Source organism: Flavobacterium sp. UBA2787 (genome assembly GCA_002352205.1).
Taxonomy (GTDB): domain Bacteria; phylum Bacteroidota; class Bacteroidia; order Flavobacteriales; family Flavobacteriaceae; genus Flavobacterium.
Genome location: DEHZ01000016.1, coordinates 40,408 through 57,706, shown reverse-complemented (window position 1 = coordinate 57,706; position 17,299 = coordinate 40,408). Strand labels below are relative to the sequence as shown.

Genomic DNA, 17,299 nt, shown 5'->3' with positions numbered 1-17,299 from the left:
TTGATTTTCAATTACTTTTTATGAAGAAAATTTACACTTTAGTTTTATTTATTTCTTTTTTTATTGGTAATGCTCAGATTATTAATATTCCTGATGCGAATTTTAAAGCGAAGTTGTTGCAGGCAAGTTCATCTAATAATATTGCGTTAGATACTGATGGTCAATACATTAAGATAGATATTAATAATGACGGGGAAATACAGGAAAATGAAGCTCTAAATGTCTTTGAACTCGATGTGAGTTACTCTAATATACAAGATATGACGGGAATTGAGGCATTTATAAATCTTACAAGTTTAAAATGTTCTACTAATCAATTAACCAGCTTAGATATTACACAAAATACAGCTTTGACTTTTTTATCATTAAATCAAAATCTAATAACTAGTTTAGATCTTTCACAAAATCTAGCACTAGAATTTTTATTTTATGATAAAAATCAATTAACTAATTTAGATGTTACACAAAATACAGCTCTGACTTATTTATCATTAAATGAAAATCAATTAACTAGTTTAGATGTTTCACAAAATCTAGCTTTGACAGCTTTATCATTAAATCAAAATCAATTAACGAGTTTAGATATTTCACAAAATATAGCTTTGGATTATTTATCTTGTGGTAGCAATCAATTAACTAGTTTAGATGTTACACAAAACATAGCTTTGGAAACTTTATCTTGTAGTAACATTCAATTAACTAGCTTAGATGTTACACAAAATGTAGCTTTGGAAAATTTGTTTTGTAATGGCAATCAATTAACTAGCTTAGATGTTACACAAAATATTGCTTTGAGGGGTTTATATTGTATTAATAATGAATTAAATAGTTTAGATTTTTCTCAAAATGTTGATTTGGAGACTTTATATTGTAGCAACAATCAATTAACATATTTAAATATTAAAAATAACAATCAATTTTGGAATAATCTAAACTTTGATGTAAATCCAAATTTAGAATATGTTTGCGTAAATGAAAATGATTTAGCAATGGTTCAACAAAAAATAATTGATTATGGTTATACAAATTGCCATGCAAATACTTACTGTTCTTTTGTGCCGGGAGGTTTATTTTATACTATACAAGGAGATACAAAGTATGACAGTAACAATAATGGTTGTGATGACTCAGATATAAATTATTCAAATTTGAATTTTACAATCTCAAATGGAATAGAGTCTGGGACATTAATTACTAATACTTCTGGAAATTATTTAGTTCCAATCCAAGAAGGAAGTTATTCGATTACACCAGTTTTAGAAAGCCCAAGTTATTATACTATTACTCCAACATCGGTATCAACAGATTTCCCTTCCGAAACAAGTCCTTTTATTCAAAACTTCTGTATTACACCCAACGGAATTCATTATGATTTAGAAGTTACTGTCTTACCTATCACTCCTTCTAGACCTGGTTTTAATTCTACTTTTAAAATTCTTTACAAAAATAAAGGAACGCAAATACAATCTGGAAGTATTCTATTTACATATGATAATACTTTAATGGATTTTGTGAGTTGCTCTCCAAATAGTTATAATCAAACTACAAATTTTATTAATATGAATTATCTCGACCTGATGCCAACAGAAGTTCGTGAATTCATAATAATTTTGAATATAAATTCTCCAATGGAAACACCTCCAGTAAATGCGGGTGATGATTTAGGTTTTGATGCGATAATTTTACCAATTGAAAATGATGAAGTACCAGCAGATAATCATTCTCAAATAAAGGTTACCGCTGTGAACTCCTACGATCCAAATGACAAAACCTGTTTAGAAGGAAACACAATTTCCCCCGAAATGGTTGGTGAATATGTGCATTACGTCATTCGTTTTGAAAATACAGGAACTTTTGCTGCCGAAAATGTAGTAATTGCAGATATAATTGATGCGACAAAATTTGAAATAAATACGCTAATTCCTCAAAGTAGTAGTCATGATTTCTTTACCAGAATCAATGGTAACAAAGTGGAATTCATATTTGAAAACATCAATCTCCCTTTTGATGATGAAAATAACGATGGTTATGTAGCGTTCAAAATTAAAACGAAATCTAATTTGGTAGTAGGTGATGAATTAACAAACACAGCAAGTATTTATTTTGATTATAACTTTCCAATCATAACTAATACGACTTCCACAACAATAGAAGAACCTTTGAGCAATCAAGATTTTGATTTTGAAACCAATTTCACACTCTATCCAAATCCGGCAAAAGATGTTTTAAACATTAAAACAAAAAGCGAAATGGATGTAAAATCGGTTTCCATTTACAACACACTCGGACAAATTATAATGACAACCATTCATGCTGAAAATGGTGAGATAAATGTTTCAAACTTACAATCGGGAAGTTATTTTATAAAAGTGTTTACTGATAAAGGTAGCTCAACAGCAAAATTCATAAAACAGTAAAAACACATTTTCTATACTAATAAGCTCTACTTCGATAGAGCTTTTTTTATCTCACAACTTTTCTTTATTTTTATAAAAAACTTGTATCATGTCAAATATCGATTTAATTATAGAAGAACGCAGTCGCGATATCGGCGACTTTTTAGTTGGCAGAATTCTCCCTTTTCGTAAAAAAAGAATGGTCGGACCGTTTATTTTTATAGACCACATGGGACCAACAGAATTAGGTCCCGAAAAATACATGGATGTCGATCAGCATCCTCACATCGGTCTCGCAACACTGACTTTTTTGTTAGAAGGAGCCGTTATGCACGAAGACAGTTTAGGAACCAAAGTCAAAATCCAACCCGGATCAGTCAATTGGATGGTCGCCGGAAGTGGCGTTACACACACCGAACGAACGCCTCAAGAACTCAGAAACGGAAACATTTTCACCATGCACGGCTATCAAATTTGGGTCGCTCTTCCCAAAGAAAAAGAATTTATGCAACCCGAATTCCATCATTTTGATTCGAATGAATTACCGCAGTGGCAGGAGGGAAGCACCCAGTTTAAACTGGTAGCCGGAACCGCTTTCGGAAAAACTTCTCCCGTTCCTGTTTTTTCAGATATGTTCATGGTGGAAATTAAAACCAAGGAAGAATACCAACTTCAAATCAACGGACAAGTGCGTGGCGAAATCGGAATTTGCATCGTCGAAGGATCCATCCAAGCTTGCGACAACCACGTAGAAAAAGGAAATATGCTGGTTTCCAAAGTGGAAGATGCGTGTTCATTAACCATTCACCCCAACTCACACATCATTCTTTTTGGCGGACAACCGTTTGAACAAGAACGCCAAATATTTTGGAATTTTGTAGCTTCCGATGCATCAACCATCGAAAAAGCAAAAGAGAATTGGAAGAATAAAACCTTTCCAATGGTTAAAAATGATGATACTTATGTGCCACTTCCGGAAGGATTTTAATTCATAAAAAGATGAACAACAACCAGCTTATCCAAAAGGTTTTTGATTTACAAAAAAGTAAAGCCTTAAACTATCAAATTGATAAATTATTAAATTCCAGTAATTTATCAGAAGAAGAAATAATCCATATTAAAGAAGAAGCCAATAAGTTATACGCTCAATACAAAAGAGAATTCATCATCAAGAGAAATAGAATTGTGTTTTTTTCTGCTACAGCATTAACTGTAGTGACACTTTTAGTTTTCTTTATTTTACTTCCAAAACAAAATATTGTTACAAACGTTGGGATTCTTTCCATTTTCGGAACACTTTTATTGTGTTTAGGACTTTACTGTATGATATTTTTTTACAATTCATGGAAGCCAGAAAAAATTGATGAAAATCCTACTTTGGATTTCGATTTAGGAAATTTCTTTTCCTTTTTTGGTTTATTAGCAGCTATTCCGGCTGTAATTTTCTATTTTTTAATCTCTTGGCTCATCGAAAGTGGTGCCGAAAAAACATTACTTGCAACCAAAGTTGAAGCAAAAGCACTAGTGGTAAACGGAAATTATTACGAAGGTGGAGGAATCCGACGAAGACGACCCGATGAAGCGGAAATAACCGTAAAATTTAGAACAAAAGAGAATAAAGTCATCAGCAGAACAATCGAAATTCCAACATATCAATTTCAACATTTTTATAAAGGACAACAGGTTGACATTATTTATTCAAGCGAAAATCCTCACAACATTATGCTTCTCAATTCTAAAGAAAGTTTGCAACAAGTTTATAAAACGGAAGAACGAGAAGTGATTTTTAAAGACTTATTCGCTTTTTTAGAATTATCAGACAATCAAATTCAAGACAATTTAAATAAAATTTCAGCAGGTTGGGTGTATGACAAACAGCAACAAGGTTGGGTTAATGCAAGTAGACAATGTTATATAAAAAAATCTGAAGGAGCAATTTTCTATATTCCAAAACGAGAACTCATTATGTCTTTGGATCATGATATTCGAAAAAATAAATTCAGAAGAATTGTTGAAAACCAAGGTCAGCTTTTGGCTCAATATGAAAATGAAAAGTATGTAATTCAGAAGATTTCAGAAAGATCGGGCAACAACGTAACTGTTTTTTATTTAGTTACGCAAAACATTACTAATGGTTCCTCAAAAGAGTAGTCAACATCAAAACTTTAATTTTCTTTTAACAACAAAAACACGCTAATTCCATTCTATTCTGCCAATAGAATTACTTATATTTGTCGTTCAAATCAAACAAAACAAACAAACATAGCATGAAATTATTAGAAGGAAAAGTAGCCATTATCACCGGAGCCAGTCGCGGAATTGGTAGCGGAATCGCTAAAGTTTTTGCTCAACATGGAGCAAATGTGGCATTTACATACAGTTCGTCTGCCGAATCAGCTTTGGTTTTAGAAAACGAACTAAACGCTTTAGGAATCAAAGCCAAAGGATACAAATCAAACGCAGCCGATTTTAACGAAGCTCAAAAATTAGCCGACGATGTGTTGGCAGAATTCGGCACCATCGATATTTTAATCAATAACGCCGGAATCACGAAAGACAACTTATTAATGAGAATGTCCGAAGAAGATTTCGACAAAGTAATCGAAATCAACCTAAAATCGGTTTTCAATATGACCAAAGCCGTTCAGAAAATTATGCTGAAAAACCGCAAAGGTTCTATCGTTAATATGAGTTCGGTTGTAGGTGTCAAAGGAAATGCCGGTCAAGCAAATTATGCGGCTTCAAAGGCGGGTATGATCGGTTTTACAAAGTCAATTGCATTAGAATTAGGTTCACGAAACATCCGTTGCAACGCCATCGCACCCGGATTTATCGAAACCGAAATGACTGGAAAATTAAACGAAGAAGTCGTGCAAGGCTGGAGAGATTCTATTCCATTAAAACGTGGAGGAACACCGGAAGACGTTGCCAATGCTTGTCTTTTCTTAGCCTCAGATTTGAGTGCCTACGTAACCGGACAAGTAATGAACGTGGATGGGGGAATGTTGACGTAGTCAGTTTTCAGTTGCACTTTCCAGTCGCAGTTTTCAGTCACAGTCGCAGTTTTCACACACAGTTTGTCAATTCGCAAGATGACGAAGTCGAAATAGAATTCTCCTGCGAAGCAGGCTAGAAAACAGACAACAGAAAACCGACAACCGATAAGAAGCTATTCCCGCTTTCCATTACAAGCTTGTTTGCTCAGGCTGTTTTTTCAAAGCTGCCCCAAGAGCTTCCGTTGGTCGCTTTGGTTCAGCAAGAAAAAATCAGCCCAAGCTGCACAAGGCTTTCCATTGCAATCGGGGCTAGAACGTGCCAAGAAGAGAGTTAATGTAAAATAAAAAACAGAAGAAAAAAATGACTACCAATGCCGTTCTTTTACTCATACTTTCAGTATTATTAGCCGGAGGAGTATCATTTTTTCAATATTTCTATAAAGCCAAATCCAATTCAAAAATCAATTGGTTCTTGGCTTTTTTGCGTTTCATTGCCATTTTCGGATTATTAGTTTTATTAATCAACCCAATTCTCACCCGAAAATCATTTGAAACCATCAAAATTCCGTTGCCGATTGTTGTCGATAATTCGTCATCAATTACTGAATTAAATTCCAAAGAATCAGCGTTAGAAGTTTATAAAAAACTGACATCCAATTCCGCTTTACAAGAAAAATACGAAGTACAATCCTATCAATTTTCCAGCGAATTGGAATCGTCTCAAACTTTCGAATTCAAAGGAACACAAACCCGAATCGATGGGGTAGGAAAAGGGCTGAAAAGTATCCACAAAAGTGTCAATCATCCCACCGTTATCATCTCCGACGGAAATCAAACCCAAGGAAGCGATTACATTTATTCATTCGATGAAAGTAAAGCCGTTTATCCTGTTGTTTTGGGAGATACGACTTCTGTTTTAGATTTAAAAATCAGTCAACTTAACGTCAATAAATACGCTTTTCTGAAAAATAAATTTCCGGTTGAAGTTTTTGTCAACTATTCAGGAAATAAAAATGTGAATGCTACTTTCTCCATTTCACAAGGAAATTCAATTTTGAGTAAACAAAATGTGAGTTTTTCATCCAGTCAAAAATCACAATTAATCACCGTTTTATTACCAGCCGAAAAAGTGGGTGTGCAAGTTTTTAAAGCAACGATTTCATCCTCTGAACTGGAAAAAAACACCTACAACAACATTAAGAATTTTGCAGTTGAAGTCATCGATCAAAAATCGGAAATTGCGATTGTTTCATCTATCAATCATCCCGATATCGGAGCATTAAAACGTGCCATTGAAACTAATCAACAACGTAAAGTAACAGTTGTTAAGCCAAATCAAATCAATTCGTTACAAGATTTTAATGTATTAATTTTATACCAACCAACTTCCGAATTCAAATCAGTTTTCGAAAAAAATATCCTAGCCAATTTAAACACTTGGATTATCACCGGATTACACACTGATTTCAATTTTTTAAACCAACAACAATCGACGTTTGATTTCAAAATGAGTGGTCAACAAGAAGATTATTTGGCTACTTTTTCATCACAATTTAATCTTTTTGCCATTGATAACATTGGTTTTGAAAACTTTCCTCCGTTGCAAAATCCTTTCGGAACCATAACTTCAAAATCTAATTTCGATAAATTAATTGGAGCTAGAATTCGTAATGTTGAACTCGATTCTCCACTATTAGCTTACACAGAAAATCTAGGAAAACGATCGGCTTTCTTATTAGGTGAAAACATTTGGAAATGGCGTTTACAAAGCCACATCGATCAACAAAGTTTTGAAAAATTTGATATTTTTATCGATAAAACAATTCAATTTCTATCGTCAAATAATGCTCGAAAATCATTGGTTGTTACGCACGAAAATTTCTACAATTCAGGCGATGCCATCGAAATTAATGCTCAATATTTCAATAAAAATTATGAGTTTGACGACAATGCTCGTTTATCCATTACGGTAAAAAACAAAGCAACTAATCAAACCAAATCGTATGATTTATTGAAATCCACCAATTCATATAAGGTAAATTTAGACGGACTCTCTGCCGGAAATTATTCGTTTACCGTGACCGAAAACAACTCTAAAACGTCCTATTCCGGCTTTTTTGAAGTCTTAGATTTTGACATTGAAAAACAATTTGTCAATCCGGATTATGCCAAATTAAATCAATTAGCTAATCAAACTAAAGGAAAAACATATTTAGCTAATCAAGTTGATGAATTAATAAAATCACTTTTGGCTAACGAAAACTACAAACCCATCCAAAAAGAAATAGTTAAGAAAACACCAATTATCGATTGGGTTTGGTTACTTATCATCATTGCTCTTGCTTTGGTTTCAGAATGGTTTATTAGAAAGTATAACGGTTTACTATAACTTAAGATTTACTTAATTGAATTCCTCTCACTAATAATGTGATTCCATTTGCGTTAATTTTACATCAAAATAAAGCAAATGAAAAGTTACATTTCCATCGTATTCCTTTTTACACTTAATTTTTTTTATGCTCAAAACTGGCAAACCAATTTTGAAGAAGCAAAATCTCTTGCCATCAAGGAAAACAAAAATATTGTATTGGTTTTTTCCGGTTCCGATTGGTGTGCACCTTGTATGAAATTAGAAAAGAACATTTGGATGTCTGATGAGTTTAAAGCTGAAGCAAATAAAAGTTGGGTCACTTATAAAGCCGACTTTCCAAAGAAAAAAGCCAATCAATTAACTCCTGAATTAACAGAACAAAACAAAGAATTGGCTGAAAAATATAATAAAGGAGGAAGCTTCCCTTTAGTTGTTTTGTTGGATAAAAATGGGAAAGTGCTCGGAATGACAGGTTTTAAAAATGTATCACCTGCAGAATACATAGCGATGATTAAAAAATTCGAAAAGTAAATGAAAACTATTCTTTTATATTGTAGTCTTTTCTTTTTGTGGAATTCTTCCGCACAAATTGTTCACACTAAAAAGACATTTATGCTTGGCAGTCCTTTTGAAATGACTGTAGTTGCAACTGATACCGTTCAAGGAAATCAGTTTATCAACCAAGCAATTGATGAAGTTAAACGCATTGAAAACTTAATTTCCGATTGGATTCCAACCACACAAATTTCCAAAGTCAATCAAAATGCAGGAATTGCTCCGGTAAAAGTGGATAAAGAAGTTTTTGAATTGATTGAAAGAGCCATTAAAATTTCAAAACTAACCAACGGAGCTTTTGATATCTCGTATGCATCCATGGATAAAATTTGGAAGTTTGACGGAAGTATGAAAGAAATGCCAACCGAAGAAGCTATCAAAAATTCAGTTGCTAAAGTTGGCTATCAAAATATCATCTTAAACGAATATGAATCGACTATTTTTCTAAAGAATAAAGGAATGAAACTCGGTTTAGGCGGAATTGGTCAAGGTTATATTGCCGATAAAGTCAAAGCTTTATTAATCGAAAACGGTTGTAAATCCGGAATTGTAAATGTTTCAGGCGACATTTTTGCATGGGGTAAACAGCCTGATGGAAAACCGTGGACAGTAGCCATCGTGAATCCGATGAATAAAAATAAAGTGTTTGCAACTTTCCCTTTAGAAGACAGTGCAGTAGAAACTTCCGGTAGTTATGAAAAATTTGTCACTTTCAACGGAAAGAGATATTCACATATTATAGATCCAAGAACAGGTTATCCTGCCACCGGAATAGTTAGTGTATCGGTTTTTGCAAAAACCACAGAACTAGCCGATGCACTGGCTACCGGAATTTTCGTTCTCGGCATTGATGTCGGACTCGATTTAGTAAACCAAATCAAAGGAATCGAATACATTATTGTGGATGACAAAGGAGTAGTGCACAACTCTAAAAATATTGACTTAAAGAAATTTGATAAACAATAAATTTGAAATGAAAAATATAATAATTCTTGCCCTAATTCTAATCGCATTACAATCCTGCAATTCAGTTAAAGAATACGAAAAAGAAAAAATCAATGATCCTGATATGAAATTAGCAGCTCGTTCCTCTGAACGTTTTGAAACCAATTTTCAAGTCTATCGCGAAGCAGCAGCCGGAGCCAATGGTGGCAAAACCGGTGGTGGTTGTGGTTGTAACTAATTACCCAAATTAATAATGAAAAATTATTTTTTTCTTTTACTCTTTCTTTGTTCTTTTTCGCTTTTTGGACAAGAACAAGATTCTACGCTCGTATTCAAAAAACGTGTGCTCGAATCGGTTGAAGTCGATTTTTTAATGAGTTATTATAAACAAGACGGAATTCATTCAGCTGTTTCCGGTGGAAGTGGGATGGAGGAATTAACCGATATTACACCAACTATTGTTGTAGCTGTTCCACTAAACGACGATGATGTTTTAACTGTAGATATGGGGATTTCTGCCTATTCTTCAGCTTCATCAGGAAACATAAATCCGTTTGATAGTGCAACACCAAGTCCGTGGCAAGCGAGTTCGGGTGCTTCTGCAAAAGATGTTTTAACTACGTTAGTAATTAATTACAGTCATAGTTCCGATGATCGAAATACGATTTGGAATGCACATATTTCCGGTTCTGTAGAATATGACTATTCTTCCATTGGTTTTGGTGGTGGTTTAACAAAATTATTTAACGACAAAAATACCGAAGTGGGAATTGCTGCCAATTTTTATTTAGATACTTGGAAGCCCATTTATCCTAAAGAATTACAAGATTTTGCCGATAATGGTAATACACTAAACGGTGGAATTTTTGATGATTTTACAATCACAGGAAATACCAATTACAACCCAACCAATTTTGTTTTTCAACCGGAAAAAAATAGAAATTCTTTTGCACTTTCTTTCAGTTTTTCGCAAGTGCTGAATAAGAAAACACAACTATCCATTTTTGCTGATGTTTTACATCAACAAGGCTTACTTTCTACACCGTATCAACGGGTTTATTTTGCCGATGTGAGTGATTCGTTTATTAATGAATTTCAATTAGCTGATGATATTGAACGTTTGCCTGATAGTCGATTTAAATTGCCAATTGGAGCTCGTTTGAATTATTATATCAACGAAAAATTTGTGTTTAGAACTTATTATCGTTTTTATACGGATAATTGGGGAATTAGTTCACATACAGCAAGTGTTGAATTGCCTTATAAAATAACGGATCGTTTTACCATTTTTCCGATGTATCGTTTTTATACTCAGTCTGCATCAAAATATTTTGCTCCGCACGAACAACATCTTTCTACCGATGAATTTTATACTTCCGATTATGATTTATCAACATTTGATGCACATCAATACGGATTTGGAGTGAATTACACCGATATTTTCACCGCTTCTAAAATCTGGAAATTTGGCATAAAAAATATTGATTTCAGGTATAATCATTATTCCAGAAGTGATGGGTTAGAGGCAAATATCGTATCTTTCGGAATTAAATTTGTATTAGACAAATGAAACTTTTAGTCGTTGAAGATGAAATAGGAATTGCCAATTTTCTAAAACAAGGTTTAGAAGAAGAAGGCTATGAAGTGTTGGTTGCTAATGATGGTCAATCAGGATTAGAAATGGCAATTAGCCATAAACCCGATTTAATTTTATTAGACTGGATGTTACCTAAACTCTCTGGGTTAAAGGTTTGTGAATCCTTTAGAAAAACCAATGCTACAACGCCAATTATTTTTTTAACAGCCAAAGATACCGTTCAGGAAACTATTGAAGGTTTAAAAGCCGGAGCCAATGATTACATCAAAAAACCTTTTAGTTTTGATGAATTGTTAGAACGAATAAAAATTCATTTTAGAACCACCAAGGAAGTTGATGTTTTGAACCTAGGAAAGATTAAAATTATTCAATCTAAACACCAGGTTTTTTCAGAAAATAATGAAATTTCATTGACACAAAGAGAATACGAACTTTTGATATATTTAATCAAAAACAAAGGAAAAGTGTGCACTCGAAATCAAATTATTGAAGATGTTTGGGATATTCATTTTGAATATGATACCGGTGTAATTGATGTGTTTATGAATGCTATCAGGAAAAAACTCAATCTTTCTAAAGAAGATGAAAGTATTAAAACCATTCGAGGTGTTGGTTATATTGCTAATGATTAATGTAGTTACAATTTATGCTTAAATTCTCTTTTAGAAATAGAATTGCTTTTTACTATATTATTAGCACTGCTTTGCTGATAACCATAGTTTTTTTAGTAATTTATCAAATGGTGAGTTTAAGTGTTTACAACCATATAAACGATGATATTCAAAATGAAGTTGAAAAACATTTACAAGAAATTGAAATAGATCATAACAACACTTATCTCATTCAAGTGGATGAATGGCGTGAAAGAGAACACAATACAGTGGATGTTAACCCTGTATTTGTTGAATTTTTTGATAGCAATAACGAACTAATTGATAAATCACCCAATTTAAAAAAACTCAATTTAAAGCTTTATCCGGAAAATAGAAAAAACGAATTTATTGATACATATTTAAACAAAAAACCTATTCGTCAGATTCAGGTTCCGCTTTATGATAATCAAAAAGTGATTGGTTATCTCGTCGTAGCTATGTCGTTGGATGATGCTATTATGGTTTTGTCTAATTTGCGAAACATTCTATTTATTTCATTGCCAATTATTTTGATAAGTTTATTTCTTATCGCCAGATTTATTGTAGGAAGAAGCATCAAACCAATAAAAACAATTATTGAAACTTCAAAGCAAATTAGTCGCGAAAACCTAAGTTCGCGAATAGATTTACCCCAAAATAAAGATGAATTATTCGTACTTTCAAAAACAATTAATGACTTGTTAGACCGAATTGAAAATGCTGTAGAACGCGAAAAACAATTCACATCTGATGCTTCTCATGAATTGCGAACACCTTTGGCTGTAATCAAAGGAACATTAGAAGTTTTAGTTCGTAAACCTCGAAATCAATCGGAATATGAGGAAAAAATCAATTACAGTATCAAAGAAGTTGACCGATTAAATCAATTGGTTGACGAATTATTGTTATTGGCTCGTTTTGAAAATCAAAAGCAAAATACTAAAAAAGAACCTGTTTTTCTCAATGCATTGATTTTAGATGTATTAGCTCGATTTTCGCAAAAAATAAATGATAAGAATATTAAAATTGAAAATTCATTTGCAGATGATTATACCATTGATTCTGATAATTATTTGGTTTCTATAATCATCAGTAATCTAGTATCCAATGCAATTAAATATTCCAATCCAAATGGAAAAATTTCTATTGCTTTATGGAAAGAAAACAACCAAATTATTTGTAAAATTCAAGACAACGGAATTGGTATCTCTTCCGAAGAATTGAACAAAATAGGAAATCGTTTTTATCGTTCTCAATCCGTTCTTCAAACTAATACAAAAGGCACAGGCTTAGGTTTATCTATCGTAAAAAGACTTACTGATTTATTGAATATTGACTTTCAAATAAACAGTAAATTAAACGTTGAAACTATTGTAGAATTAAGGTTTAACTAATGTATTCCTAAGTCAATCTTAAGTCAATTTCTTTATTTTCAGATTAATTTTACTGAAATTAAAAGTTGCCAAAATGCTTGAGAAAATCATTGCCTTTAGTTTAAAAAATAAACTCATAATCCTTTTGTTTACACTTGGTGTTGTTGGATTTGGTTTGTTTTCAGTTTTCCAAATTTCAATCGGTGCTGTACCTGATGTTACTAATAATCAGGTACAAGTAATTACAACATCTCGTAATCTTTCTACTCAAGATATCGAGCAATATATTACGTATCCTGTAGAAATTGAAATGGCGAATTTGCCTAGTGTAACCGAAATTCGTTCTATTTCTAAATTCGGATTATCTGTGGTAACCATTGTTTTTGAAGACGAAATCGGAACGTATTTACCTAGACAATTAATAGCTGAAAAAATTAAAACTGCTACCGAAAAAATTCCAGAAGGTTTTGGAACACCAGAAATGGGACCAATTACCACTGGTTTAGGCGAAATCTATCAATATACTTTAGAAGTAAAACCCGAATTCAAAAATCATTATTCAGTTACCGATTTGCGAACTATTCAAGATTGGGTCGTAAAAAGACAATTATCTGGAATTAAAGGTGTGGTTGAAATCAATACTTGGGGTGGCTTTTTAAAACAATATGAAATTGCTATAAATCCAGCAAGTTTAAAGGCAATGAACATTTCTACTACTGCTATTTTTACAGCGTTGGAAAAAAATAATAGCATTGCCGGTGGTTCGTATATTGAAAAAACCAATCAAAGTTATTTCATTCGTGGCGAAGGAAAAGTAAATTCCGCTCAAGATATTGAAAATATTGTCGTTAAAAACGATTCTGGTTTGCCAATATACATTAAAGACATCGCCAAAGTACAATTTGGTCATGCCAATCGTTTTGGAGCAATTACAGGAAATGGAGAAGGTGAGAAGGTTTTAGGTCAAGTAATGATGCTAAAAGGCGGAAACTCAAAACAAGTAATTGAAGATGTAAAACATAGAGTTACCGAAATTGAAAAAACATTACCGGAAGGCGTTTACATCAACGGATTTTTAGAACGAAGTGAGTTAGTAGGTAAAACTACATTCACCGTTGCTGAAAACTTGATTTTAGGTTGCTTAATCGTAACTTTTGTTGTGGTTTTATTACTCGGAAATTGGCGTTCAGGATTAGTTGTGGCTTCCGTAATTCCGCTTTGTTTGTTATTTGCGATTTCCTTTATGAATATTTTTGGAATTGATGCCAATTTAATGAGTTTAGGGGCGATAGATTTCGGAATCATCATCGACGGAGCTGTGATTATCGTTGAATTTATTGCTTTTCAAATTGCTCATAAATCAAGACATTTAGTTGGTTTAGCCAAAGAAGAACGTCAGTTAGAAATAGACCAAATTACCTATAAAAGTGCTTCAAAAATGATGAATTCGGCTATTTTTGGTCAGTTAATCATTCTTATTGTATTTATTCCAATTCTTTCCTTATCAGGTGTTGAAGGAAAAATGTTTAAACCTATGGCAATGACATTTAGTTTTGCTTTGGTGGGTGCTATGTTATTCTGTTTTACTTATGTTCCTGTTGCGGCTTCATTGTTTTTAAAACCGCAAGAAGAAAACCCAAAATCAATTTCAAATCGGTTAATTAACAAACTGAATTCATGGTATTTACCTGTGATTACTTGGGCTTTAGGAAATACTAAAAAAGTACTTTACGGAGCTGTTGGGTTATTGTTTTTAGCTATTGGATTGTTTGCAACCATGGGTGGGGAATTTATTCCAACATTAGATGAAGGTGATTTCGTAATTCAACCCGTTTTAAAAACAGGAACTTCGCTTTCTAAAACCATTGAAACGACTACCAAGATTGAAAAAATAATTCTTAAAAATTTTCCAGAAGTTTCTCAAGTAGTCAGTAGAATTGGTGCTGCCGAAGTGCCAACCGATCCAATGAGTATGGAAGAAAGTGACATTATCGTAAAATTAAAACCAAAATCTGAATGGGTTTCTGCCAATTCTAAAGATGAATTAGCCGATAAAATCAAAGCGGCTTTAGAAGAGAAAATTCCAAACATGGAAATCGAATTTACGCAACCTATTGAAATGCGTTTCAACGAATTAATTTCGGGTTCTCGTTCCGATGTGGCCATTAAAATTTTTGGTGAAGATTTAGATATTTTAGCCAAAAAAGCACATGAAATCGAAAAAGCAATTAAAAATGTGGAAGGTGCATCGGATATTATCATCGAAAAAACGGAAGGTTTACCACAAATGATTGTTGATTATGACCGAAGTAAAATTGCTCGTTATGGCTTAAATATTGCCGATTTAAACGAAATGATTGCTTTAGGTTTCGCAGGGAAAACCGTTGGGAACGTATTTGAAGGTGAAAAACGTTTTGATATGGTCATTCGATTAGATAAAACCAACAGAACCGATATTGAAGACTTACGAAATTTATATGTTTCCACTCCAAATGGCGAGCAAATTCCGCTAAGAGAATTAGCGTCTATCGAATATACAGAAGGTCCGGCTAAAATTTCAAGAGACAATACCAATCGAAGAATTATTGTGGGAATCAACGTAAGAAACCGTGATTTACAAAGTGTTGTTGATGATGTTCAGCAAATTATTGAAACCAAAATCGATTTACCAACAGGCTATCGTGTTACTTATGGTGGTCAATTTGAAAACTTACAAAGTGCAAAAGCCCGATTGTTAATTGCTGTACCAATTGCCTTATTTTTAATTTTTATCTTATTACATTTTGCCTTTGGTTCCATCAAAGAAGCATTAATGGTATATTCTGCAATTCCTTTATCGGCTGTTGGTGGTGTTTTATTTTTATGGATGCGAGATTTACCATTTAGTATTTCGGCAGGCGTTGGATTTATTGCATTATTCGGAATTGCAGTGCTAAACGGAATCGTACTAATTGAACATTTTAAAGAATTGAAACACAGTGGCATGAAAGATATGAACGAACTAATTTTAAAAGGAACCACCGATAGACTTCGACCAGTTTTATTAACCGCCGCCGCCGCCGCTTTAGGATTTTTACCAATGGCAATTTCATCATCGGCAGGAGCAGAGGTTCAACGCCCGTTAGCAACCGTAGTTATTGGCGGATTATTCACGGCAACTCTGTTAACCATGATTGTATTACCTATTTTATTCAAAGTTTTTGATGAGAAAGAATTCAAAAAACCAAAATTCAAAAAACATCTAAGCGGAACTTATATTTTACTATTTTTATTTGCAACAAGCTTTGGTTTTGCACAAGAAAATAATGCTGAACTAGATTCAATTATGAATAAAGCTTTGCTAAACAATAAATTAGTAAAAGCTGGGCAATTGCAAATCGACAAAGCAAACGCAAACGTAAAAACGGCTTATTCTTTTGATAAAACGAATGTGTATTATAGCTATGACCAAAATAATTTAGCGTTAAATAACGAACCCTTAAAAGTATTTGGAGTACAGCAATCATTTGCTTTTCCAACGGTTTATGGTGCTCAAAAAAAGGTCTATAAAGCTGAATTAGAAAGTCAAAAGGCTTCCTTCGAATTACAAAAAAACAAACTCAAATTGGAAGTTTCAAAAGTATATCATCAAATTGTATATGTGCAACATCAGGAAAAATTATATAAATATTTAGATAGTTTGTACCAAAATTTCTCTAAAGCAAGCGACCGAAGATTTGAATTAGGCGAAACCAATTACTTGGAAAAAATAACTGCCGAAGCAAAATTTAGACAAATTAGAACCAAACTTTCACAATTAGATAAAGAGAAAAAAGCACAATTAGAAGTATTACAAGCTTTAGTACAATCGGAGGAAAAAATTAGAGTAAAAACGAATGAGATTAAACCTATAAATAACACATTAAACACTTCAAGTAAAGAATTGTATAGTTCTTATTTAGAAAGTGTTACAAATAAATATAAATCTACTGAAAAACTCCAAAAACAGAATTGGTTACCCGATATAAATGTGGAATATTTTCAAGGAAGAAATAGCGGAATTTCACAATCTTTATATGGATTTCAAGTAGGAGTTGCTGTTCCAATTTTATTCAATGGGAATGTTGCTAAATCTAAAGTAGCCAAGTTAGAAACACAAGCTTGGGAACAACAAAAACAACATGAATTAATCAAAATTGATGCACACATTAACCAGAAAAACAGCGAATTAGAACAATATAACCAAGCCATCGATTACTATAATCAATACGGAAAAAAAGTTTCTCAAGAGATTATTAAAGTAGCCAATATGAGTTACAAACACGGTGAAATTGATTTTTTCCAATTCATACAAAGTTTAGAAAATGCAACCACAATTCAAGTTGATTATTTAGATGCCGTAAACCAATACAACAAAACACAATTAGACTTACAATATGTTAATATACAATAATT

The 17,299-nt window shown here is 32.8% G+C and carries 12 protein-coding genes; all 12 read left to right on the top strand.

Annotation, left to right across the window (positions count from 1 at the left end; translation table 11 throughout):
* Positions 1–20 precede the first annotated feature (20 nt).
* Positions 21–2,417, top strand: a complete 2,397-nt coding sequence (locus tag B4N66_RS15450) for a DUF7619 domain-containing protein (protein WP_291096026.1) — start codon at positions 21–23, stop codon at positions 2,415–2,417.
* An 88-nt stretch (positions 2,418–2,505) separates the two neighbouring features.
* Entirely contained in the window at positions 2,506–3,384 is an 879-nt protein-coding gene (locus B4N66_RS15445; protein WP_291096024.1) for a pirin family protein, read from the top strand.
* 11 nt (positions 3,385–3,395) lie between these two features.
* Entirely contained in the window at positions 3,396–4,547 is a 1,152-nt protein-coding gene (locus tag B4N66_RS15440; protein ID WP_291096022.1) for a hypothetical protein, read from the top strand.
* 116 nt (positions 4,548–4,663) lie between these two features.
* Entirely contained in the window at positions 4,664–5,410 is a 747-nt protein-coding gene (gene fabG / locus B4N66_RS15435) for a 3-oxoacyl-[acyl-carrier-protein] reductase (RefSeq protein WP_248433986.1), read from the top strand.
* Positions 5,411–5,753: 343 nt separating this feature from the next.
* The gene (locus B4N66_RS15430; RefSeq protein ID WP_291096020.1) at positions 5,754–7,781 is read left to right on the top strand and encodes a hypothetical protein; all 2,028 of its coding nucleotides are present in this window, start codon (positions 5,754–5,756) and stop codon (positions 7,779–7,781) included.
* 78 nt (positions 7,782–7,859) lie between these two features.
* The gene (locus tag B4N66_RS15425) at positions 7,860–8,294 is read left to right on the top strand and encodes a thioredoxin family protein (RefSeq protein ID WP_291096018.1); all 435 of its coding nucleotides are present in this window, start codon (positions 7,860–7,862) and stop codon (positions 8,292–8,294) included.
* Positions 8,295–9,284 carry an FAD:protein FMN transferase gene (locus B4N66_RS15420; RefSeq protein ID WP_291096016.1) on the top strand — a complete coding sequence of 330 codons (990 nt, stop codon included), beginning with the start codon at positions 8,295–8,297 and terminating at the stop codon, positions 9,282–9,284.
* A gap of 7 nt (positions 9,285–9,291) precedes the next feature.
* Positions 9,292–9,501, top strand: coding sequence for a DUF4266 domain-containing protein (locus tag B4N66_RS15415; protein WP_291096014.1), 210 nt, complete (start codon positions 9,292–9,294; stop codon positions 9,499–9,501).
* Between the two features lie 15 nt (positions 9,502–9,516).
* The gene (locus tag B4N66_RS15410) at positions 9,517–10,833 is read left to right on the top strand and encodes a DUF3570 domain-containing protein (RefSeq protein WP_291096012.1); all 1,317 of its coding nucleotides are present in this window, start codon (positions 9,517–9,519) and stop codon (positions 10,831–10,833) included.
* Positions 10,830–11,492: a response regulator transcription factor gene (locus B4N66_RS15405; RefSeq protein ID WP_291096010.1), complete on the top strand. Its 663-nt coding sequence runs from the start codon at positions 10,830–10,832 to the stop codon at positions 11,490–11,492. The genes B4N66_RS15410 and B4N66_RS15405 overlap by 4 nt, the downstream gene beginning before the upstream one ends.
* Before the next feature lie 14 nt (positions 11,493–11,506).
* A complete protein-coding gene (locus B4N66_RS15400) occupies positions 11,507–12,886 on the top strand; it encodes a sensor histidine kinase (RefSeq protein ID WP_291096008.1) in 1,380 nt (459 codons plus the stop codon).
* A gap of 73 nt (positions 12,887–12,959) precedes the next feature.
* Positions 12,960–17,297, top strand: coding sequence for a CusA/CzcA family heavy metal efflux RND transporter (locus tag B4N66_RS15395; RefSeq protein ID WP_291096007.1), 4,338 nt, complete (start codon positions 12,960–12,962; stop codon positions 17,295–17,297).
* Positions 17,298–17,299 lie beyond the last annotated feature (2 nt).

Bases quoted from the DNA above. Each gene is read 5' to 3' on its own strand.
- B4N66_RS15430 (WP_291096020.1), top strand. From the start codon at position 5,754: ATGACTACCAATGCCGTTCTTTTACTCATACTTTCAGTATTATTAGCC.
- B4N66_RS15400 (WP_291096008.1), top strand. From the start codon at position 11,507: ATGCTTAAATTCTCTTTTAGAAATAGAATTGCTTTTTACTATATTATT.
- B4N66_RS15440 (WP_291096022.1), top strand. From the start codon at position 3,396: ATGAACAACAACCAGCTTATCCAAAAGGTTTTTGATTTACAAAAAAGT.
- B4N66_RS15445 (WP_291096024.1), top strand. From the start codon at position 2,506: ATGTCAAATATCGATTTAATTATAGAAGAACGCAGTCGCGATATCGGC.
- B4N66_RS15410 (WP_291096012.1), top strand. From the start codon at position 9,517: ATGAAAAATTATTTTTTTCTTTTACTCTTTCTTTGTTCTTTTTCGCTT.
- fabG (WP_248433986.1), top strand. From the start codon at position 4,664: ATGAAATTATTAGAAGGAAAAGTAGCCATTATCACCGGAGCCAGTCGC.
- B4N66_RS15420 (WP_291096016.1), top strand. From the start codon at position 8,295: ATGAAAACTATTCTTTTATATTGTAGTCTTTTCTTTTTGTGGAATTCT.
- B4N66_RS15395 (WP_291096007.1), top strand. From the start codon at position 12,960: ATGCTTGAGAAAATCATTGCCTTTAGTTTAAAAAATAAACTCATAATC.
- B4N66_RS15415 (WP_291096014.1), top strand. From the start codon at position 9,292: ATGAAAAATATAATAATTCTTGCCCTAATTCTAATCGCATTACAATCC.
- B4N66_RS15405 (WP_291096010.1), top strand. From the start codon at position 10,830: ATGAAACTTTTAGTCGTTGAAGATGAAATAGGAATTGCCAATTTTCTA.
- B4N66_RS15425 (WP_291096018.1), top strand. From the start codon at position 7,860: ATGAAAAGTTACATTTCCATCGTATTCCTTTTTACACTTAATTTTTTT.
- B4N66_RS15450 (WP_291096026.1), top strand. From the start codon at position 21: ATGAAGAAAATTTACACTTTAGTTTTATTTATTTCTTTTTTTATTGGT.